Annotated in this window: 13 protein-coding genes and 1 pseudogene; 2 read left to right on the top strand and 12 right to left on the bottom strand. The window is 71.5% G+C overall.

Annotated elements, in window-relative coordinates; translation table 11 throughout:
* Positions 1 to 96 precede the first annotated feature (96 nt).
* The 9 genes from ACIBJG_RS24940 to ACIBJG_RS24900 all read right to left on the bottom strand — a co-directional run bounded on the left by ACIBJG_RS24940 (position 97) and on the right by ACIBJG_RS24900 (position 9,586).
* Positions 97 to 510, bottom strand: a complete 414-nt coding sequence (locus ACIBJG_RS24940) for a DUF3151 domain-containing protein (protein WP_399310553.1) — start codon at positions 508 to 510, stop codon at positions 97 to 99.
* Positions 511 to 574: 64 nt separating this feature from the next.
* A complete protein-coding gene (locus ACIBJG_RS24935) occupies positions 575 to 2,080 on the bottom strand; it encodes an MFS transporter (RefSeq protein ID WP_399310552.1) in 1,506 nt (501 codons plus the stop codon).
* 300 nt (positions 2,081 to 2,380) lie between these two features.
* On the bottom strand, positions 2,381 to 3,547 hold the full coding sequence (locus tag ACIBJG_RS24930; RefSeq protein ID WP_399310551.1) for a MalY/PatB family protein: 1,167 nt from the start codon (positions 3,545 to 3,547) through the stop codon (positions 2,381 to 2,383).
* Positions 3,548 to 3,649: 102 nt separating this feature from the next.
* Positions 3,650 to 4,681: a class II fructose-bisphosphate aldolase gene (gene fbaA / locus ACIBJG_RS24925; protein WP_399310550.1), complete on the bottom strand. Its 1,032-nt coding sequence runs from the start codon at positions 4,679 to 4,681 to the stop codon at positions 3,650 to 3,652.
* A gap of 212 nt (positions 4,682 to 4,893) precedes the next feature.
* On the bottom strand, positions 4,894 to 5,433 hold the full coding sequence (pyrE, locus tag ACIBJG_RS24920) for an orotate phosphoribosyltransferase (RefSeq protein WP_399310549.1): 540 nt from the start codon (positions 5,431 to 5,433) through the stop codon (positions 4,894 to 4,896).
* Between the two features lie 69 nt (positions 5,434 to 5,502).
* A complete protein-coding gene (locus tag ACIBJG_RS24915) occupies positions 5,503 to 6,300 on the bottom strand; it encodes an aldose 1-epimerase (protein WP_399310547.1) in 798 nt (265 codons plus the stop codon).
* Positions 6,301 to 6,321: 21 nt separating this feature from the next.
* A complete protein-coding gene (locus tag ACIBJG_RS24910; RefSeq protein ID WP_399310546.1) occupies positions 6,322 to 7,293 on the bottom strand; it encodes an SRPBCC domain-containing protein in 972 nt (323 codons plus the stop codon).
* 85 nt (positions 7,294 to 7,378) lie between these two features.
* The gene (locus tag ACIBJG_RS24905) at positions 7,379 to 8,977 is read right to left on the bottom strand and encodes a polyamine aminopropyltransferase (protein WP_399310545.1); all 1,599 of its coding nucleotides are present in this window, start codon (positions 8,975 to 8,977) and stop codon (positions 7,379 to 7,381) included.
* An 84-nt stretch (positions 8,978 to 9,061) separates the two neighbouring features.
* Positions 9,062 to 9,586 (bottom strand): DUF2617 family protein, encoded by a 525-nt coding sequence (locus ACIBJG_RS24900; protein WP_399310543.1) that lies wholly within the window; start codon positions 9,584 to 9,586, stop codon positions 9,062 to 9,064.
* Positions 9,587 to 10,379: 793 nt separating this feature from the next.
* On the opposite strand from ACIBJG_RS24900, the gene ACIBJG_RS24895 reads away from it, so the two are divergent.
* Entirely contained in the window at positions 10,380 to 11,567 is a 1,188-nt protein-coding gene (locus ACIBJG_RS24895; protein WP_399310541.1) for a pyridoxal phosphate-dependent aminotransferase, read from the top strand.
* Positions 11,568 to 11,825: 258 nt separating this feature from the next.
* Here ACIBJG_RS24895 and ACIBJG_RS24890 read toward each other — a convergent pair whose 3' ends face one another.
* Entirely contained in the window at positions 11,826 to 16,475 is a 4,650-nt protein-coding gene (locus ACIBJG_RS24890; RefSeq protein WP_399310540.1) for a family 78 glycoside hydrolase catalytic domain, read from the bottom strand.
* 446 nt (positions 16,476 to 16,921) lie between these two features.
* Between ACIBJG_RS24890 and ACIBJG_RS24885 the strand changes: the two are divergent.
* Positions 16,922 to 17,356 (top strand): annotated as a pseudogene (locus ACIBJG_RS24885) (aminotransferase class I/II-fold pyridoxal phosphate-dependent enzyme); the annotation flags it as partial.
* 64 nt (positions 17,357 to 17,420) lie between these two features.
* Here the strand turns inward: ACIBJG_RS24885 and ACIBJG_RS24880 are convergent.
* Entirely contained in the window at positions 17,421 to 17,981 is a 561-nt protein-coding gene (locus ACIBJG_RS24880; protein WP_399310538.1) for a YbjN domain-containing protein, read from the bottom strand.
* Positions 17,982 to 18,141: 160 nt separating this feature from the next.
* Positions 18,142 to 20,736, bottom strand: coding sequence for an ATP-dependent chaperone ClpB (gene clpB, locus ACIBJG_RS24875; protein ID WP_399310536.1), 2,595 nt, complete (start codon positions 20,734 to 20,736; stop codon positions 18,142 to 18,144).
* Positions 20,737 to 20,912: the final 176 nt, after the last annotated feature.

Genomic DNA, 20,912 nt, shown 5'->3' with positions numbered 1-20,912 from the left:
CCGCAGGCCGCGACAGCGCGGAGGCCCGCAGCCGCGACAGCGCGAAGGCCCCGCGGACGGTGAGCGTCCACGGGGCCCGGCAGGGGTGCGCTTCGGCTAGCCGAGCGTCTCGGCGGCGGTCGGCGAGGAGTCGCGGAGGAACGTGGAGCAGCGCTCGTACTCTTCCTGCTCACCGATCGACTGCGCGGCGCGCGCGAGGGCGTGCAGGGCGCGCAGGAAGCCACGGTTCGGCTCGTGCTCGAACGGTACGGGGCCGTGGCCCTTCCAGCCGGCCCGGCGCAGGGAGTCCAGGCCGCGGTGGTAGCCGGTGCGGGCGTAGGCGTACGACTCGATGACCCGGCCGCCCTCGAACGCCTCGTCGGCGAGCTGTGCCCAGGCCAGCGAGGAGGTCGGGTACTTCGCCGCGACGTCGGCGGGCGCGGTACCGGCGGCAAGCAGTTCGCGCGGCTCCGGGTCGTCGGGCAGATGGGTCGGGGCAGGGCCCCCGAGCAGGTTCTCGTGGATCGACATGGGTTCAAGTGTGCCTGGCACCGGCGCCGCCCGGAGCATCGGTGCGCACAATGCCGTGAAACGTCTAGGACCTGTCCGGGGCGGGTTCCAGCGGGGGGCTCGTGACGCCGCAGTGCACCGTGCACTCCGGCTGCGCGGTCTCCTTCACGGCGGCCGGCGGCGTACGCACGGTCGCCCACGCGATGAGGGCGCCGAGGACCAGCAGCCCCGCACACATCGGCATGGCCCGCCGGAAGGCCGCGGCGAACTCCCCGGCGTCCCGGTAGGCCTCCGGCCCCATCCCGGCGAGCAGGGGCAGGGCGGCCACCGCGATCAGTCCGGCGGCGCGGGCGGCGGCGTTGTTGACCCCGCTGGCCAGGCCGGCCCGGGCGGTGTCCACGGAGGCCAGGACGGTCGCGGTGAGGGGCGCCACGAGGGTGACCAGGCCGACGCCGAGGACCGCGACGGCGGGGAGCACGTCGGTCAGGTACCCGGTCACGGAACTGGACCCCGGTCCCACGCGCAGCATCAGCAGCGTTCCGGTGGCGGCGATCAGCGGACCGGCGGTGAGCGGGATGCGGGGGCCGATGCGCCGGCTCAGTTCGCCGGACCGAGCCGAGAACAGCAGCATCAGGACGGTGGTCGGCAGCAGGGCGGTGCCGGCGCCGAGCGCGGAGTACCCCGCCACGACCTGGAGCTGGATGGCGGAGAGGAAGAAGAAGCCGCCGAGCGCCGCGTACACGCAGAGGGTGACGATATTGACGGCGGTGAACTGCCGGGAAGCGAACACCGACGGCGGCAGCATGGGGTCCGGCCGCCGCCGCTCGACCTGCACGAACAGGGAGCCGAGCAGCACCCCGCCCACCGCCGCACCGATCACGGCCGGGGAGGCCCCCTGCCCCGGCGCCTCGATCAGCGCGTACGTCACCAGCGCGAGCGCGAGGGCGGCGAGAGCCGCCCCCAGGATGTCGAAGCGGCCGTGCTCGTACGGGTCCCGGGACTCCGGTACGTGGCGCAGGGCGACGGGCACACAGATCGCGGCGAGCGGCAGGTTGAGCAGGAACACCCACCGCCAGCCCGGCCCGTCGACGAGCCACCCGCCGACGAACGGCCCGACGGCGGCGCCGACCCCGCCGAGCCCCGACCACAGCCCGACCGCGCGGGCCCGGTCGTCCGGGTGGAAGCTCGCCTGGATGAGGGCCAGCGACCCCGGGGTGAGCAGGGCGCCGCCCACTCCCTGGAGAGCACGGGCGGCGATGAGCACGTCGGCGTTCGGCGCGATGCCGCACAGCAGCGAGGCGGCGGCGAACCACACCACGCCGACGACGAAGACCCGCCGTCGGCCGTACCGGTCGCCGAGCGCGCCCCCGAGGAGGATCAGCCCGGCGAGGGTCAGCATGTAGGCGTTGACGGTCCACTGGAGTGCGGCGAGGCCGGTGCCGAGGTCCTCACCGATGCGGGGCAGGGCCACGTTGATGACGGTGGAGTCGAGCATGGCCATGCTCGACCCGAGCACGGTCGTGAGAACCACCCAGCGGCCGGTGGAGGAGGCGACACGGATGCCGCCGGGACCTGCTGAGCTCTCCGCCATGGCCTCAGCATCCCGCAATCAAGCCGCTACGGCCCGTTCAAGCCCCGGCCGGACAGACTCAGCCCTCCGACCCGTTCAAACCGCGGCCCGGCAAAACCAAGCCCCTCCGGCGATTGAGGAGCGGGGGTCCGGGGGCAGCGCCCCCGAAACGGCCCGCCCCCCCCCCCCCCGCCCCCCCCCCCCCCCCCCCCCCCCCCCCCCCCCCGGCGCCCGCCCGGGCGCCCCCCCCCCCCCCCCCCCCCCCCCCCCCCCCCCAAACGGCCCGCACCCCACCCCGCGGCACCGCACCCCACCCCGCCGCTACACGGCGCCCCGCACCGCCTCCACCCCCCGGATCAACGCCTCCACCCCCGCCACCACCTTGCTCCGCGCACACCCCACGTTCAGCCGTACGAAGCCCTCCGCCCCGTATACGCTCCCCGGCATCACCGCGACCCGCTCCCGCTCGACCAGCACACGCTGGAGCGCCTCGTCGTCCTCGACGCCCGCCCGTCGCAGGTCGATCCAGGCCAGGTACCCGGCCTGCGGCGGCTCCCAGTCCAGGCGGGGGAACGCCGTGTTCAGCCGCTCCGCGACCAGCGCCAGGTTCCCGGCGATATACGTGCGCGCCGCGTCCAGCCACGCCCCGCCGTCCCGGTACGCGGCGATGTGCGCGGTGAGCGAGAGGACCGCCGGCGAGGCGAGACCCTCCGCGGTCTCCATCCGGCGCAGGAACTCCGTCCGGTCCTCCGCACGGCCGATGATCCCGTACGAACCGGTCAGCGCCGGGAAGTTGAACGCCTTCGAGGCCGAGGTGATGAGCGCCCAGCGCCCGTCACCCCCCACCCGAGTCCACGGCACGTGGACCCGCCCGTCGTGCACGAAGTCCGCATGGATCTCGTCGCTGATCACGGCGACCCCGTGCCGTGCCGCGAGCGAGGCCATCTCCGCGAGCTCCGCCTCCGTCCACACGCGCCCCGACGGGTTGTGCGGCGAACAGACCACGAGAACCCTGCTGTCCCCCCGCGCGAGCTCCCGCTCCAGCGCGGCTGTGTCCCCGAGGCCGACGCCGCGCAGCTCGCGGCCGAGCCCGGTGACCGCCTTGCGGAAGCCGTCGTACGTCGGAGTGTGGACGACCACGCCGTCCCCCTCGGCCGTCCACATCTGGAGCAGCTGCGACAACTGGCTGAGCACGGACGGCCCGTACACCAGCCGGCCGGTGTCGATCGTGGTGCCGTACCGGGTCGCGAACCAGTGGGCCACCGCCGGGCGGAAGTCACCCAGCCGCCAGTCGGTGTAACCGAACACGCCGTGGTCGAGCCGGGCCCGCAGGGCGGCCAGCACCTCGGGGGCCGTCTCGAAGTCCATGTCCGAGATGGTGAACGGCAGCAGTCCGTCCACCCCGAACCGGTCCGCGACCCCGTCCCACTGCACGCTCCACGTGCCGCGTCGGTCGGTGACGGTGTCGAAGTCGTAGGACGTACTCACAGCTGTTCCCTCACATCGTTCCTGCCGGGTACGGACATGCCATGGGCCCGGCACCCCGAAGGGGGTACCGGGCCCACGCAGACATCCGTACGGACTTGCCTGCTACTTCAGCTTGGTGCCGGTGGACCGCAGGTTGGCGCAGGCCTCCGTGACGCGCTTGGCCATGCCGCCCTCGGCGGACTTGCCCCAGCTGCGCGGGTCGTAGACCTTCTTGTTGCCGACCTCGCCGTCGACCTTCAGGACGCCGTCGTAGTTGCGGAACACGTGGTCCACGATCGGGCGGGTGAAGGCGTACTGGGTGTCGGTGTCGAGGTTCATCTTCACGACGCCGTTCTCCAGCGCGGTGGCGATCTCCTCGGCGGTGGAGCCGGAGCCGCCGTGGAAGACGAAGTCGAACGGCTGGCTGCCGGCCGGCTTGCTGTACTTGCCGGCGACGCCCTCCTGGAGGTCCTTGAGGAGCTCGGGGCGGAGCACGACGTTGCCCGGCTTGTAGACGCCGTGCACGTTGCCGAAGGACGCGGCCAGCAGGTAGCGGCCCTTCTCGCCCAGACCGAGCGCCTCGGCGGTGCGCAGCGCGTCGTCGACGGTCGTGTAGAGCTCGTCGTTGATCTCGTGGGTGACGCCGTCCTCCTCGCCACCGGTCGGGGTGATCTCGACCTCAAGGATGATCTTGGCGGCGGCGGCCTTGGCCAGCAGCTCCTGGCCGATGGCCAGGTTGTCGGCCAGCGTCTCGGCCGAGCCGTCCCACATGTGGGACTGGAACAGCGGGTTCAGACCCTTGGCGACACGCTCCGCGGAGATGTCGATCAGCGGACGGACGTACGTGTCCAGCTTGTCCTTGGGGCAGTGGTCGGTGTGCAGCGCGACCGTGACGTCGTACTTGGCGGCGACGATGTGCGCGAACTCGGCGAGGGCGACAGCGCCCGTGACCATGTCCTTGTTGTACTGGCCGCCCAGGAACTCCGCCCCACCGGTGGAGATCTGGACGATGCCGTCGCTCTCGGCCTCAGCGAAACCGCGCAGCGCAGCGTGCAGGGTCTGCGTCGACGTCACATTGATGGCCGGGTAGGCGAACTTGCCTGCCTTCGCCCGGTCGAGCATCTCGGCGTAGACCTCGGGGGTTGCGATGGGCATCTGTCCGCTCCTTGGGATGTGCGGGTGTGCGTTGCTGGTTCCCTGACCTGGGGGCGACGTCATCGTCGCCCCCATCTTCCCAGACTCTCGTCCCGGCTCCACCCGGCGTACTCCCCCAGCGTTCCCGGGCTCTCGCTGCACAGATGCGACAAGGGGGGTCGGTTTCACGTGAAACCGACCCCCCTTGAGGGAAACCGCAGGTCAGAGCAGCGTCAGGACAGGTCGAGGTCCGGAACCGAGTAGACGTGCACATACGGGAGACCCGCCTCGGCGATGGCCGGAGCGGCACCGCGCTCCACGATCACGGCGACGGCGACGACCTCGCCGCCCGCCTCACGCACCGCCTCGACGGCGGTCAGCGGCGAGCCGCCGGTCGTCGAGGTGTCCTCGACGACCAGGCAGCGGCGGCCCTTGACCTCCGTGCCCTCGATCCGGCGCTGCATGCCGTGGGCCTTCTGCGCCTTGCGCACCACGAACGCGTCCAGTTCCTGCCCGCGGGCGGCGGCGGCGTGCAGCATCGAGGTGGCGACCGGGTCGGCACCCAGCGTCAGCCCGCCCACACAGTCGTAGTTCAGCTCCGCCGTGGCGTCGAGCATGACCTGACCGACCATCGGAGCGGCCTTGCCGTCCAGCGTGATGCGGCGCAGATCGATGTACCAGTCGGCCTCGAGACCGGAGGAAAGCGTCACCTTGCCGTGAACCACGGCCTTGTCCTTGATCTGCTGCAACAGCTCAGCACGTACGTCAGTCATGGCTATGAGAATAGGGCGCCCGGCCGCCGCCCGTACTCAGCACCTGCGCAGGCCTCCGGGCCACCGCGCTCAGAGCGTGCGCCAGCTCCAGGTCGTCGCGATCTCCAGGGGCTCGATCGGGGTGACGTAGCGGGGCGCGGTGTTCAGCCCGTTCGGCGGGCCGGACTGCGGCTCCACGCAGACCGCCTCGTCCTGCTCGTCGTAGACCACGACCCACTCGGTGCGGCTCTTCACCCTGAGCTCCAGCTGCTCCGGCCAGGTGAGGGTCACATCGACGCCGTCGGGCATCCCGAAGCAGTCGTCCCACGGTCCGGCCAGGGGAGGGATCCGGCGGCCGGTCGGCAGGTGGTTCTCGCCCCGTTCCTCCTGCCACGCGGCGTCGAAGTCGATCCGGACGTCCTCGCCACTGCCGAGGTTCCGCCGGAACCACGGATGCCAGCCGGCCTGTGCCGGGAACGAGTCCCCGTACGTCTCGACGCCGAACGCCAATGTCAGCGAGGACTCGGTGAGTTCGAAGGTCTGGGTCACCCGCCCCGGGTACGGCCAGGGATCGGTCAGGTCGTAGTAGAAAGCGGCTTCCGTCCCGCTCTCCCGCGCCGTGCGCCAGGCGGTGTCACGGCCGGTGCCGTGGATGGCGTGCGGCGGGGCGGTCAGCGGCAGCTGATGCAGCACTCCGCCGTTGTGGAACTGCCCGTTCTCGGTCCGGCCGCACCACGGCACCATCGGGAAGCAGCCGTACCGCTCCCCCTGCCGCAGCAGTTCGGTACCGCCGATCCGCAGACTGCTGATACGGCAGCCGTTGGCGGGGTTCACGGTCAACTCTGCGTCGCCGACGGACAGCCGGACGTCCTTCTCGCTGCTGCTCACACGACGACCCTACTGGCGCCGCTACCTCCGGCGCCGCAGCGCCCGGCCCACCACCACCGCGGAAGCGAGGGCGAGCGCCGCCGCGGGGGCCACCCAGCGGAGCGTGGCGCCCGCACCGGTCGAATCGGGTGACGGCACAGGGGCGTACCGGCCGCGCGGCGGAGCGTGGTCGACCTCCTCGGCGCTGCGGCCGATCATGGTGCGCCGGGCATGCGCGGCCTCGGCGGGCGGCCCGTCCGGAACGGTGAACTCGATCCCGGCCACCGGATCCATCGCCGACGGCGGCACCGGGGTGTCGAAGACCGAGGCCTGGTCCGGCGGCTGCTCCCCGCCCGGCTGCTCCCCACCCGGCGCCTCGCCCGCGTCCGAGGACCCGTCGTGCGGGGAAGTCGCCTGATCGGCACGCGAGGTGTCCGCCTCCTCGGCGGCCTCCTCGATGGCCTGCTCCACCGCTTCCCCGACGGCCTGCTCCTCCGCGGCGACGGCCGCGGCGGGCTCGCCCGCGTCGTCAGCGGCCCCGTCCGTGGGCTCCTGCGCCCCCGCGTGCTCGGCGAGGGACTCCGTCACCAGCTGCTGCGCGAAGCGGTCCAGCAGACGGTGGGCCGCCGACAGCGCGGCCGCCGGGTCCAGCTCCAGCAGCCGGCCGTCACCGCTCACCGTGCCCTCGAACGTGATCGCCGTACCGCCGTCATGTGCGGCGAGGCGGACGGTCAGGGCCAGCTTCGCCGCACCGCTGCCGCGCGCCTCCGCCCCCTCGCCCGCCACGGACACGCCGTACGCGGCATCCCCGCCCGCCAGCGGGGTGAGCCGCAGCGCGCCCCGGTAGGTGATGGTGTGGCCGCCGGCCCGGACCTTGAGCCGGCCGGACAGCGGGCCCGCGGACGTGTCGGCGTCCTGCTGGAGCCCCGGCACACAGCGCGCGACCCGGGCGGGATCGCCCAGCGTCCGCCGAAGGGCCGGGACCGGAACCGGAACGAACACCTCATGCTCCATGGAAACCGAGCCTACTCAGCCCCGGCCGCCACGTCAGCGCTTCCGCGTGCCCGGCGGCCGTCGCCACAGCCCCGGCACGCGCCGCTCACCGCTCCTCCCAGTACCGCGGATGCACCAGCGTCGACGGCGCCTGCCCCCTCAGCCGCCCGGCCTCGGCCCGCCGTCCCGCGTCCCGCAGCACGGGGGCCGTCAGGGACCGCAGCGGCGGCGCCCCGGGGTCCAGGCCGAGGGCGGGCGCCGCGGCGGCGCCGGCCAGCACGAACCCCCATCCGCGCACCGGCCCCGTCCCGCCCGTGGCCCGGTCGGGGCCGGCCGCGAATCCGGCGTACCGCCCGCTGACCCGGTAGGGGCGGGTGTGCAGTCCCGCCGTCCGTATCGACGCCTCGACCGTCCAGTACGTGCGCGGCCGGCTCACCGCCGGTCCCCCGTGCACCACCAGCCGCCCGCCCGGTGCCAGGGCGCGGGCGACCAGTCCGTAGAACTCCGCCGAATAGAGCTTCGTACTGGCTGAGATCCCCGGGTCGGGCAGGTCCGCGACCACCACGTCGTAGCGGTCACGCGCCGTCCGCAGCCAGCTGAACGCGTCCCCGGTCACGGCCGTCAGCCGCGGATCGCGGAAGGCGTGCGCGTTCAGCGCGGACAGCGCGTGGTCGGTACGGGCCAACCGGGTGACAGCCGGGTCCAGCTCCACCACGGTCACGCTCCGCACGTCCGGGTAGCGCAGCACCTCGCGGGCCGCCAGGCCGTCACCGCCGCCCAGGATCAGCACCCGGGCGTGCGGCCCGTTCATCGCCGGGTGCACGAGCGCCTCGTGGTAGCGGTACTCGTCGCGGGAGCTGACCCGCAGCCGCCCGTCCAGATAGAGGTCGAGGGAGCTCCGGCCCCCGCCGGTCAGGACGACTTCCTGCACCTCGGTCTGTACCGCGACCCGCACCTGGTCCCCGTACACCGCCCGCCGCGCCGCCCGCTCGAAGTCGTCCGCCAGCAACGCGGCCGTGGCGAGCACGGCGATCACCGTCACGTTGGCCGTGATCAGCAGCCAACGGGAGCGGGACGTGAGATCCCGCCGGAACACCCACAGGACCAGCGCCCCGCCCGCCGCCGCGTTGACCGCCCCGGTGAACAGCGCACCCGTGAGCTGCCCGAGCATCGGCAGCAGCAGGAACGGAAAGGCCAGCCCGCCGACCAGCGCGCCCACGTAGTCGGCGGCGAAGAGATCGGCCACCGCCCCGCCCGCGTCCTGCCGGTCCACCCGCTGGATCAGCATCATCAGGAGCGGGATCTCCGCACCGATCAGGATCCCGATCGCCAGCGAGAACCCGACGAGCGCGAACCGCGACTCCCCGATCCAGGCGAACGACGCGTAGAGCACCAGTGCGGAGAAGCCTCCGACCAGGGCGAGCGCCGCCTCGATCAGCCCGAAGCCGACCGCGGCGTGACTGCGTAAACGTTTCGCGAGCAGCGAGCCGATGCCCATGGCGAACACCATCACGGACAGCACGACGGACGCCTGGGTGACGGAGTCACCGATCAGATAGGAGGCGAGCGCGACCAGTTCGAGTTCGTACACCAGCCCGCAGGCGGCGCAGATGAACACGGTGGCCAGCACGAGGTACCTGCCGGTCCTCGGTCGCACGGGAAGCCGCGCCGCGCCCCCTCGCAGCGTCACCTGCTGGTCGATCATGCCGCGAACGCTACGTCACTGAAACGTCGCCGCTTGTCACCCACAAGGGTGTAATCGGCGCATCCTCAAAGGAGTTGGCGCCGGTCACAGCGCCGCCGCTGCTGGCATCCGCACACCCACCCGGGTCCGCGTCACCACCAGCCGGCCCTCCTGCGGGTACGCGTGCCAGGTGCGCCACCGCACCTGACCCTCGGTCCGCTGGGCGAGCATGGCGGTGAAGGCGTGCGGGCTCCCCGGGAACGTCCCGGCCAGCCCATGGGGGTGGTCGGCGACGAGTGCCAGCAGTTCCTGCGCGCGCCCTGCGAAGGAGCCCGCGCCGAGGGTCTCGACGCGTGCCGCGAACTCGTACTCCCAGTTCCCCAGCCGTTTGGAGACGCCTAAGGGCAGTGGGGTGCTGCTGCCGGGGATACAGGCGACGGTTTCGGAGCAGGTGCCCTGCTCCTCCTCCAGAAGCACCTGGTGGGAGGCGCCGAGCAGGCGCAGTTGCAGTTGCGCGCCGGCGAGCTGGAGGTCGAGGACGGCCAGCGCCGGGAGCGGTTCACGCCCCAGCGCCCAGGCGAGATCGGCGGCACGGGTGTCGGAATAGGCCGTATGAAGGGTCGTGAGCATGGGTCGGCTCCGCAAAACACACATGGACACGTGGACAGGGGGCGCCCCGACGTAGTGCACGTGGGAGGGGGGCAGCGCCCGATCAGGTCCAACTGGGGTCCGAGGGCTGAATGTTCTCTCAACCGAGGGAATCACGAACTACGCGGCACTCGCAGCGTTTTTGCCCAACTTGGCGTGGTTTCCATCCCCTCGGGGGCCTGTCGGTTCAGGTGTTCACCAGGGACGCGCCGTACAGCCCAACAAAAAGGTGTCCGGCGGGACTTAGAGGGTCCGAGGATCTCCCCGTCGTCCCGCCGGGCACCGGGCCGGCTCGTGCTGCCCGGCCGCGGACCAGCTGCCCCGTGTCAGCTGCCTCCGCCGCATCCGCCCCCGCCACCGCACGACGAACCGCCGCCGCACGAGGAACTCCCGCCACACGAATGGCCACCGGAATGACCACCCGAGTGACCTCCGGAGTGGCCGCCGGAGTGGCTCCCCGAATCGCCGCCCCCGTCCCCGGCCCACCAGCTGCCGCCGCCCGCACCGCCGCCGACGCCGGCCGCCCCGCGCCGCTTGCCCCGGCCCAGTGGCTTCCCGCGGCTTCCGGCGCTCGACATCATCACGACCAGGAGCACGACCCCCGCGACCACGATCACCCCGATGAGCACACCCTTCACGGACCTCACGCCCTTCCGTCCCCCGAAGCGATCGTCCCCGCTCCGTACCGATTCCTGCGTGCCAGGGGGATGCCCCCGCCTCCGTACGGCCAAAGCAGACTTGAGCAACTCCAGAGCTTCCGCGCAGGATGGCGGTCATGACACAGGGACGACCGCTGCTCAACCGCCGCCTCGCCGGGTTCGGCACGACGATCTTCGCGGAGATGTCCGCGCTGGCCGTCCGCACCGGCGCCATCAACCTCGGCCAGGGCTTCCCCGACACCGACGGCCCCGAGGAGATCCGTGAGGCCGCCGTCCGTGCGCTGCGCGCCGGGCACGGCAACCAGTACCCGCCGGGGCCGGGCGTCCCCGAGCTGCGTACCGCGATCACCGCCCACCAGCAGCACCGCTACGGCCTCGCGTACGACCCCGACACCGAGGTCCTCGTCACCGCGGGCGCCACCGAGGCCATCGCCGCCTCACTGCTGGCGCTCCTGGAGCCGGGGGACGAGGTCGTCGCGCTGGAGCCGTACTACGACTCGTACGCCGCCTGCATCGCCATGGCGGGCGCCACCCGGGTCCCCGTGACCCTGCACCCCGAGCCGTCCACCGGCACCTGCCGGCTGGACCTCGACGAACTGCGCGCGGCCGTCACCCCCCGCACCCGGCTGCTGCTGCTCAACACCCCGCACAACCCCACCGGCACCGTCCTGACCCGCGAGGAGCTCGGCGCGATCGCCGAGCTGGCGTGCGAACGCGATCTCCTCGTCGTCACCGACGAGGTCTACGAGCACCTGGTCTTCGAGGGCGAACACCTGCCGCTCGCCGGCTTCCCCGGGATGCGCGAGCGGACGGTCACCATCAGCTCGGCAGGCAAGACGTTCTCCTTCACCGGCTGGAAGATCGGCTGGATCACCGCGAGCCCCGAGCTGGTGGCGGCGGTGCGTTCGGCGAAGCAGTATCTGACCTACGTCTCCGGCGGGCCGCTCCAGTACGCCGTCGCCGAGGCCCTGCGCCTGCCGGACTCATACTTCGACGAGTTCCGCGCCGACATGCGCGCCAAGCGGGACCTGCTGTGCGACGGGCTCGCCGAGGCCGGATTCGGGGTCTACCGCCCGGCCGGCACGTACTTCGTCACGACCGACATCCGCCCCCTCGACAGCAGCGGCGACGGCATCGCGTTCTGCCGGGCGCTGCCGGAGCGGTGCGGGGTCGTGGCCGTCCCGAACGCGGTCTTCTACGACCACCGCGATCAGGGCGCGCCCTTCGTCCGCTTCACGTTCTGCAAACGCACCGAGGTACTGAGGGACGCGGCGCAGCGGCTCCGGAACGCATTCGCGCGCTGACGGCCGTGGCGGGGCCGGTCGTTGCGTTCGTCGTCACCTCGCCATTGCGCCGCCTTCTCCTCCCGCGCCTGGGAGGAGGACTGTCTGTGGTGGCGGCGCTCTGAGCCCAGTACCTCTTGCGGGTGGGCGAAGTCGCTCGGGCGAGCGGGTTGAGGTACCCCGAGTGCCTCGGGGTACCTCAACCGACATGGTCGCGCTCCGGGCGAGAAACCGGCGACAGCGTCAGGTGCGACGCACGACCGCGGCCACCAGCGGCTTTCAGCCCACCGGCAGCACCCAGACGTCGGCGATCGAGGGGTCGTAGTCGGCGCCGGTGTCCTGGAACCGGAACCGCACGGTGCCGTCCGACGTGCTCGCCGAGGGGGCCACCACGAATTGGTGGACGATGGTGCTCTGACCCTCCTCGCTTTGCGTCAGGTCGACGCTGTGCGCGACCTCACCGTCCATCTTGACGTCGTAGGTCTTGCGCCGAGCCCCGTCGAAGGTCTCGACGATGCGGACCACGAAGCGACCGTCGGACGGTACGGCGGCATCGAACTCGAACCAGCCACCCGGGTAGGAGGAGTGGGTGTAGCGCCGCGTCAGCCCGGCCTCGACACTCGTCCCCGAGTGCTGCGACGCCGTCAGCCCGTGAGCGGACTCCGACGCGCCGTCGCCGAGGTCGACGCGATCGGTGGACTCCGTGGGCGGGGTGCGCAGCGCGACCGCGATCGTGCCGGTCGCCCGCTCCGCCGCGGTCGGGCCGGTCGCCACGCTGACCGTGGCCGCCCGCCCGACGACGGTGAGCGGCACCGTCACCGCGGCCTCGACGGTCGTCTCCTCTCCCGGGTCCAGGTGGTAGGCGACCGGGTCCGTCGTGGACCACCCGTCCGGGAGGCCGAGGGTGAGCTTGCCGGACTGCGCCACGTCGGTGCGATTGGTCAGAACGGTGCTGACGGTGGCCTCCTCGCCGGCGCCGACCGGGTCGGGCGAGGTCGAGACGCTGCCGATGGCGACGCCCGGGGCGACCAACAGCCCCGCCGACAGCGGTAGCGTCGCTGTACCACCGCCGTACTGGTAGGACACCGAGCCGGTGAGGTCGGCCGTGGAGGCCGCCGCGTCCTTGGAGACCGTGACGTCGTAGGCGTGCTCGAGTGTGCTGCCCGCACCCGCGGTGGGCTTGTGCGGGCCTGCGGACTTCACCGTCCAGCCGGCGGGTGCCCGCAGAGACGAATCGACGCCTGCCAGCGGACGCTTGCCGGCGTTGTTCAGCACCACCTTCACGCGGACGACCTCGCCGGGAAGGACCTCGTCAGCCGGCACGGCCAGCGTGGCCACGGCCCCGACCAGGCGCGAGGAGGCCCGCGAGAGACTCCGCTCGATGCCGGCCAGCGAATCGCGCAGCGCTCCTGCCGCCGTCCTGTTGATCGTGCCCCGCTCGGCGTACGTCCGCGTCCACCGGTCGAGGTCCGCCGTGCCGGCCAGCGCACGGTGCGCCGCGGCAGCGGTCAGCCGCTCGTCCACGCCCTGGCCCTGCAGGCGCCACGCGGCTGCGAGCTCTGCCCGCATCAGCCCGGTGCGCACCTGCAGATGACGCTTGGCGATGGCGCCGAGGCCGCGCACCTGGAGCGCGTCGACATCGTCGGAGAACGACGCTCCCTGCGCCCGGGCGGATCCCAGGTCCCCGAGCACCGGGTCGACCGCGAACGCGTACTTCCCCGAGCCGACCTCCAGTACGACGTCCCCGTCGGCCTGCTCGACGTACGTCACGCCGTCGACCTCGCCGATCGGCGTGCCGCCCTCGGTGACCGCCCAGCGGTTCGCCGCCGGGATGCGCACCTGGGCGGTGGTGTTCGCCGGCACGGTGACGTCGAGCTTCATCGGCCCGGCGGTCGTGTCCCACGCGCTGCGCACCGTGCCGTACGGCGTCTCGTGTCTGAAGTCGACGCGGTCGACGCCCTCACCGGGCTCGGGGGCGATGAGCACCTTGCGGTAGCCCGGCTCGGCCGCCGAGACGCCCGCCATGGTCCGGTACATCCACTCGCCGACCGCGCCGTACGCGTAGTGGTTGAACGAGTTCATCCCCACGTCGTTGAAGGAGCCGTCGGGGTTGATGGAGTTCCACCGCTCCCAGACCGTGGTCGCGCCCTTCCCGATCTCATAGCCCCAGGACGGGTAGTCCTTCTGCTGCAGCAGGCGGTAGGCGATGTCGGAGCGGCCCGCCTCGGTGAGCGCCGGGAGCAGTCCGTCCACGCCGAGGAAGCCGGTCGACAGGTGGTAGTCGCGGCGCTCCAGGGTCTGGACGAACTGGTCAACGACAGCGTCGCGCCGGCCGGCGGGCACCAGGTCGTTGGTCAGCGTCAGGATGTACGAGGTCTGGCTGTCGCCCTTGACGGTGCCGTCGGCGCCGATGAACGCCGCCTGGTAGGCCGACCGGATCGCCTCGTAGCGCTGCTGGTACGCCGCCGCGTCACCGTCCCTGCCGATGGCGGCCGCCATCTGCGCGAACTCACGGGTGCTCTTGGCGACGAACGCGGTGTCCAGCACGTCGGCCGGGGTCGGGTCGTCGAGGTTGAGCCAGTCGAGATAGCCGCCCGCGGAGCGGATATGGCCGGTGGAGTCGGCGTCGAGGAAGTCGACGTACCGCTTCATCATGTCGTAGTTCTCACGGATGGCCTCGGTGTCGCCGTACGCCTGCCACAGCGTCCACGGCACGTGCACACCGGCGTCCATCCAGCCGGCCGACTCGTAGCCGCCGTCGAAGCGGCCCGGCACCACCGGTGCGACGCCGGGCAGCGAACCGTTGGCCCGCTGGGTGTCGCGCAGGTCCTGCAGCCACTTGGTCAGGAAGGACCGCGCGTCCATGTCGTAGACGGCGGTACGGGCGAAGACGTTGATGTCGCCGGTCCAGCCCATCCGCTCGTCACGCGCCGGGGTGTCGGTCGGTACCGAAAGGAAGTTGCCGCGCATGCCCCAGACGATGTTGCTGTGCAGCTGGTCGACCAGGTCGGAGCTGGTGTCCAGGGTGCTGGTGAGGTCGCCGTCGGTGCCGACGACGACACCGACCACGTTCTCGGCCGCGGGAGCCTCGTCGACACCGGAGATCTCGACGTACCGGAACCCGTGGAAGGTGAACGACGGCTCGAACGTCTCCGGCTCGTCCGTGGCGAAGGTGTAGTAGTCGGTCGCCTTCGCGCTGCGCAGGTTCGCGGTGTAGAGCGTGCCGTCGGGGTTGAGGACCTCACCGTGCCGGATCTTCACCGTTCGGCCGGGCGCGCCCTTGAGGGTCAGGCGTACGTGGCCGACCATGTTCTGCCCGAGGTCGTAGAGGTGGACGCCTTCGGCCGGCGAGTCGATCCGCTTCGCCGTCTTCAGTTCTTCGGTGACCCGCACGTCGACCGCGGTCTGCGGTTCGAGTACGCCGGTGGGCTCGTCGCGGACGTCCACCGCGTTCCAGCCCGCGTCGTCGAAGCCGGGCGCGTCCCAGCCGGCGACCTCCTTCGCCACCCGCGCGTCATAGGACTCGCCGTCGAGCAGGTCGGCCTCCCGGGTCGGGCCGTCGGCGGTGGTCCATGTGTCGTCGGTGCGGACGACGGTGCTGGTGCCGTCGGTGAACTCGACCAGCATCTCGGCGATCACCGACGTGTCCTTGCCGTAGACGTCGGTGCCGAACATCGCGACCTTGCCGGAGTACCAGCCCGGTGCGACCTCGGCGCCGAGCACATTGGCCCCGCCGCGCACCTGCTCGGTCACATCATGGGTCTGGTAGTCGATGCGCTTGTCGTACGCCGTCCAGCCCGGTGCGAGTTCGGCGTCACCCACCCGCTCGCCGTTGAGCCGCAGCTCGTAGACGCCGCGTGCCGACGCGTAGACGCGCGCCCGGGCGACCTCCTTGTCACCGAGGTCGAACTCCTTGCGCAGCAGCGGGACCGCCTGGTCGCGGCGCAGCCATGCCTCGCCGCCCGCGCTGTCGACGCGCAGGCCGTCGGCGGTCACGGTGCCGGAGGCAAAGGTGCGGTCGCCGGCCGGGAAGTCGGTGTCGACGAGAACCGTGCCGTCCTCGCTGGTGACCGTGACGTCGCGGACCAGTCCGCGCTCCGTGCCGCTGGTACGGAAGCCCACGGTGCCGGGGCCGGTGAGCGTGGCGTCGGTGCGCCGGTCGAGCTGCTTGCCGTCGACGGTGGTGGTGATCGTGCCGCCGTCGACGGCGATCGCGTAGTCGTGCTCGGCGGCGAAGTCGAACCCGGCCGGGAAGGGTGTCGCCGGGAGGACGGAGTAGCCACTGCTGCGCTTCACGTGCGGGCGCAGCGCGTCCGCCTCGTCGCTGATCTGCCACATGTACGCGTTCTCGGTGTCCTGACCGCGGAAGTAGACGCCGAGCGCACCGCTGATGCCGGAGGCGGTGAAGTCGATCGTGTAGTCGGTCCATTCGGTGCTCAGCGCCGGCCTGTCCGCGCCGATCCACGCGGCGGTCCACGGCCGGTCGCCCAGACCGGTACCGAACCGGGCCGGCTCGCTCCAGGCGGAGGCGGTGCCCCGGTCGTCCCACACCCGGACGGACCAGGCGTAGTCGGTACGCGGCTTCAGCGCGGGGCCGCCGTAGCGGACGTCGACCGACTCGCGGGAGGTGACCTTGCCGCTGTCCCACACGTCGGGGTCAGCGAGCCGGCCGGCCGAAGAGGCGACTCGTATCTGGTAGGCCCGCTGCGTGACGCTGCGGCGCTCGGAGTCGAGCTGCCAGCCGAGGGTCGGTGCCGTCAGCGCTATGCCGAGCGGGTCGTCCAGGGTGTTGGTCGTCAGGTCGCCGACGCTCGGGGCGAGGACGGGGGCGGGGGCGGGGGCGGCGGGTGGACTCGCTGCCGTCGCCATCGCGGGTGCCGCCGCGACGAGGACTGATGCAGCGACCACGGCAGCGATCAGCTGACGCACAGACGCTCCTCAGGAGAGAATGAATCGGTTCAGCGTCACTATGGGCCCGCCACTCCGTGTTGACAACGGACTGAACAGATTCGGGTGACGCGATCTCGAATTCAGTGAATCGCTTCAATCATCCTGAAGGGTCATCACCTACCCCTGACAACGAGTCGGACGGTTCCGGGCGTCCTCCAGCAGGCGGTCACATCCCGGCCGCTTCCGCTTACGGCTCCGAGCGGAGCGGCTGTTGCCGACGAAGACGTGTGCGGAATCGATGTCGAGGCCACGCCGTTCGGCGATCTCGCGGCAGACGCGTCCTGCCGGTCGACGCCGGTCCGCCTCGTCAGCGTCCGCCCGGGACATGCGGCAGTAGAACGCCGCCGGCTCACTGACGACGTTGGTGCTGGAGTTGCCCATGGTGCGCCCGTTGCATGACACGCGAATGGGGATACGAACGAGGCGTCGGCTGGATCACCGCGAGCCCCGAGCTGGTGGCGGCGGTGCGCTCGGCGAAGCAGTATCTGACCTACGTCTCCGCAGGGCCGCTCCAGTACGCCGTCGCCGAGGCCCTGCGCCTGCCGGGCTCATACTTCGACGAGTTCCGCGCCGACATGCGCGCCAAGCGGGACCTGCTGTGCGACGGGCTCGCCGAGGCCGGATTCGGGGTCTACCGCCCGGCCGGCACGTACTTCGTCACGACCGACATCCGCCCCCTCGACAGCAGCGGCGACGGCATCGCGTTCTGCCGGGCGCTGCCGGAGCGGTGCGGGGTCGTGGCCGTCCCGAACGCGGTCTTCTACGACCACCGCGATCAGGGCGCGCCCTTCGTCCGCTTCACGTTCTGCAAACGCACCGAGGTACTGAGGGACGCGGCGCAGCGGCTCAAGGGCCTGTGACACAGCACGGCGCGGGGGCGGTCCGCCGGGACCGCCCCCGCGCCGTGCGGGCGTCGTGCGTGGCTCAGGCCTCGGGAGCGTCCTGCTCCGTGCCTTCGGCCTTCGACTCGGCCGGTGCGAGGCCGAGGCGCTCCAGCAGCCACTTGTCGAACTCGATGGAGGCGCGCACCCAGCTGACCGTCGAGGAGACGAAGTGCTCCAGGTTGACGCCGGTGCCGATGAGCATCTGCGCCTCACCGATCAGCCGGACCGAGGTGCCGGTGTCCTCGGAGCCCTCCTCGGGCTCGTGGGTGTGCGTGTAGACCTTGGGCCACAGGGTGCGGCGGTTCCAGTCGTCGATCGCGTCGAGGAGGACCGGGCGCTGGTCCGTGTCGTGCGGGCGGTCGTAGAACGTACGGACCGAGAAGACCTGCTGCTCGCCCTCGCCACGGAACATGAAGTACGTGCGGAAGTCTTCCCACGGCGCCGCGAGGTCGCCCTCGTCGTCGACGACGTACTTCAGCTCCATCTGCTCCAGGAGCTGCTTGACGAGGTCCTGGTCAGGGACGACGGGGCCCTCCGGTCCTGCCGCCTGCGGTTCGGGCTGGCCCCCGAAGTTAGGAATCGAGGACGGATCGATGCTCACCGTAATTTCCCTTCGTGCGGTTGGCTGCCATCCTCTCCCATGCCGGGCGGGGCATGGCAAGCCCGGACGGCCCCGATCCGCCACAAGCTGATATCCAGCCGGTGGGGAGCGGGGCCGCCGTTACGCCACATGTGCTCCGGTCAGGTCGCCGCGCCGACGATCAGGTCGCCGCGCCGACGATCAGGCCGTCGCCGACCCGGTCGACGCGGACCGTGTCGCCGTCCGTGATCTCGCCCGAGAGGATCTCCTTGGCGAGCCGGTCACCGATCGCCGTCTGGATGAGGCGGCGCAGCGGCCGGGCACCGTAGGCCGGGTCGTTGCCCTCCTCGGCCAGCCAGGCCAGGGCGGCCGGGGTGACGTCGAGGGTGAGACGCCGGTCCGCCAGCCGCTTGGCCAGCCGGTCGATCTGGAGCCCCGCGATGTGGGCGAGTTCGTCGCCGGACAGGGCGGAGAAGACCACCAGGTCGTCGAGCCGGTTGAGGAACTCCGGCTTGAACGAGGCCCGTACGACGTTCATGACCTGCTGCTTCTTCTCCTCGGGCTTGGTCAACGGGTCGACCAGGTACTGGCTGCCGAGGTTCGACGTCAGGATCAGGATGGTGTTGCGGAAGTCCACCGTCCGGCCCTGTCCGTCGGTGAGCCGGCCGTCGTCGAGGACCTGGAGCAGGATGTCGAAGACCTCGGGGTGTGCCTTCTCCACCTCGTCCAGCAGGACGACGCTGTACGGGCGGCGGCGGACCGCCTCCGTGAGCTGGCCGCCCTCCTCGTAGCCGACGTACCCGGGCGGGGCGCCGACCAGCCGGGCCACGCTGTGCTTCTCGCCGTACTCGCTCATGTCGATGCGGACCATGGCCCGCTCGTCGTCGAAGAGGAAGTCCGCGAGCGCCTTCGCCAGCTCGGTCTTGCCGACACCGGTGGGGCCGAGGAAGAGGAACGATCCGGTGGGCCGGTCGGGGTCGGCGATACCGGCCCGGGTACGGCGTACCGCGTCCGAGACGGCCCGCACGGCCTCGGTCTGCCCGATGAGGCGCCGGCCCAGCTCCTCCTCCATGCGCAGCAGCTTCTGCGTCTCGCCCTCCAGCAGACGGCCGGCCGGGATCCCGGTCCAGGCGCCGACGACATCGGCGATGTCGTCCGGCCCGACCTCGTCCTTGACCAGGGTCTCCTTGGGCTCCTTCGCGGCCTCCTGCTCGGCCTCGGCGGCCTCGGCCAGCTCCCGCTCCAGGCCGGGGATCTCCCCGTACAGCAGCTTGGACGCGGTGTCGAAGTCGCCGTCGCGCTGGGCCCGTTCGGCCTGGCCGTGCAGTTCATCGAGGCGCTCCTTCAGGTCGCCGACGCGCTCCAGGCCCTGCTTCTCCTTGTCCCAGCGGGCGTTGAGGCCGCGCAGCTCCTCCTCCTTGTCGGCGAGGTCGCGGCGCAGCTTCTCCAGCCGCTGCTTGGACGCGGGGTCGGTCTCGTTGTTGAGAGCCAGCTCCTCCATGTGCAACCGGTCGACGGCGCGCTGGAGTTCGTCGATCTCGACGGGCGAGGAGTCGATCTCCATGCGCAGCCGGGAGGCCGCCTCGTCGACGAGGTCGATCGCCTTGTCGGGAAGGAAGCGCGAGGTGATGTAGCGGTCGGAGAGGGTCGCGGCGGCGACCAGGGAGGCGTCCGCGATCTGCACCTTGTGGTGGGCCTCGTAGCGGCCCTTGAGCCCGCGCAGGATCGCGATGGTGTCCTCGACGGACGGCTCCGCCACCAGCACCTGCTGGAAGCGGCGCTCCAGGGCGGGGTCCTTCTCGATCCGCTCGCGGTACTCGTCGAGCGTGGTGGCGCCGACCATCCGCAGTTCGCCGCGGGCCAGCATGGGCTTGAGCATGTTGCCCGCGTCCATGGCGGAGTCGCCTCCGGCGCCCGCGCCGACGACGGTGTGCAGCTCGTCGATGAACGTGATGATCTGGCCGTCGCTCTCCTTGATCTCGGAGAGGACGGTCTTCAGGCGCTCCTCGAACTCACCGCGGTACTTCGCGCCCGCGACCATGGCGCCGAGGTCCAGTGAGACGAGGCGCTTGTTCTTGAGGGACTCGGGGACGTCGCCCTTGATGATGCGCTGGGCGAGCCCTTCGACGACGGCGGTCTTGCCGACGCCGGGCTCACCGATGAGCACGGGGTTGTTCTTGGTGCGGCGCGAAAGCACCTGGACGACGCGACGGATCTCCTGGTCCCGGCCGATGACCGGGTCGAGCTTGCCCTCGCGTGCGGCCGCGGTGAAGTCCGTACCGAATTTCTCCAGGGCCTTGTACTGGCCCTCCGGGTCCGGTGTGCTCACCCGGCGCCCTCCCCTGCTCTTCTCGAATGCGTCCAGCAGCCTCTTCGCGCCGGCGCCCTGTCCGTCGAGGATCTCACCGGCGCGGCCGCCCTCGGCGGCGATGCCGATGAGCAGGTGCTCGGTGGAGATGTAGTCGTCGCCGAGCTCCTTCGCCCGCCGGGCGGCGTCGTTGATGACGGCGAGCAGCTCACGGTTGGGCTGCGGCGGCGCGACGGTCGAGCCGGTCACGCTGGGCTGCGCGCCCAGGAGCTGCTCGGTCTCGGTACGTACGGCGACCTGGTCCGCCTCGACGGCGGCCAGCAGATCGACGAGGTTCTCGTTGTCCTCACCCGCGAGCAGCGCGAGCAGCAGGTGCCCCGGGGTCAGATCGGGGTGCCCGTCCTTCACGGCCCTGCTGGTGGCCGCGTTGATGGCGTCCCGGCTCCTGTTGGTCAGCTCGGCGTCCACGTGCGCTCTCTCCTCCTTGCGGTGACTGGTCCGTCCTCACTACTGACACGATCAACGTGCATAAAGTTGAGTCTATTCCACTCAAGGCAAAAACGGACGGTCCCAAGGGCCCCTCTTCGACCTTCTTCCCATCCGAGTGAACCGGCCGCCCCGGCCGCCCGCCACCGCAGTACGAC

Source organism: Streptomyces sp. NPDC050422, from assembly GCF_044458665.1.
In the GTDB taxonomy this organism is placed as follows: Bacteria; Actinomycetota; Actinomycetes; order Streptomycetales; family Streptomycetaceae; genus Streptomyces.
This window is presented reverse-complemented; position numbering and strand designations above follow the sequence as displayed.

Coding starts and splice junctions, on each gene's coding strand:
- fbaA (WP_399310550.1), bottom strand. CDS start 4,681: ATGCCCATCGCAACCCCCGAGGTCTACGCCGAGATGCTCGACCGGGCG.
- ACIBJG_RS24895 (WP_399310541.1), top strand. CDS start 10,380: ATGACACAGGGACGACCGCTGCTCAACCGCCGCCTCGCCGGGTTCGGC.
- ACIBJG_RS24910 (WP_399310546.1), bottom strand. CDS start 7,293: ATGGAGCATGAGGTGTTCGTTCCGGTTCCGGTCCCGGCCCTTCGGCGG.
- ACIBJG_RS24905 (WP_399310545.1), bottom strand. CDS start 8,977: ATGATCGACCAGCAGGTGACGCTGCGAGGGGGCGCGGCGCGGCTTCCC.
- ACIBJG_RS24940 (WP_399310553.1), bottom strand. CDS start 510: ATGTCGATCCACGAGAACCTGCTCGGGGGCCCTGCCCCGACCCATCTG.
- ACIBJG_RS24935 (WP_399310552.1), bottom strand. CDS start 2,080: ATGGCGGAGAGCTCAGCAGGTCCCGGCGGCATCCGTGTCGCCTCCTCC.
- ACIBJG_RS24900 (WP_399310543.1), bottom strand. CDS start 9,586: ATGCTCACGACCCTTCATACGGCCTATTCCGACACCCGTGCCGCCGAT.
- pyrE (WP_399310549.1), bottom strand. CDS start 5,433: ATGACTGACGTACGTGCTGAGCTGTTGCAGCAGATCAAGGACAAGGCC.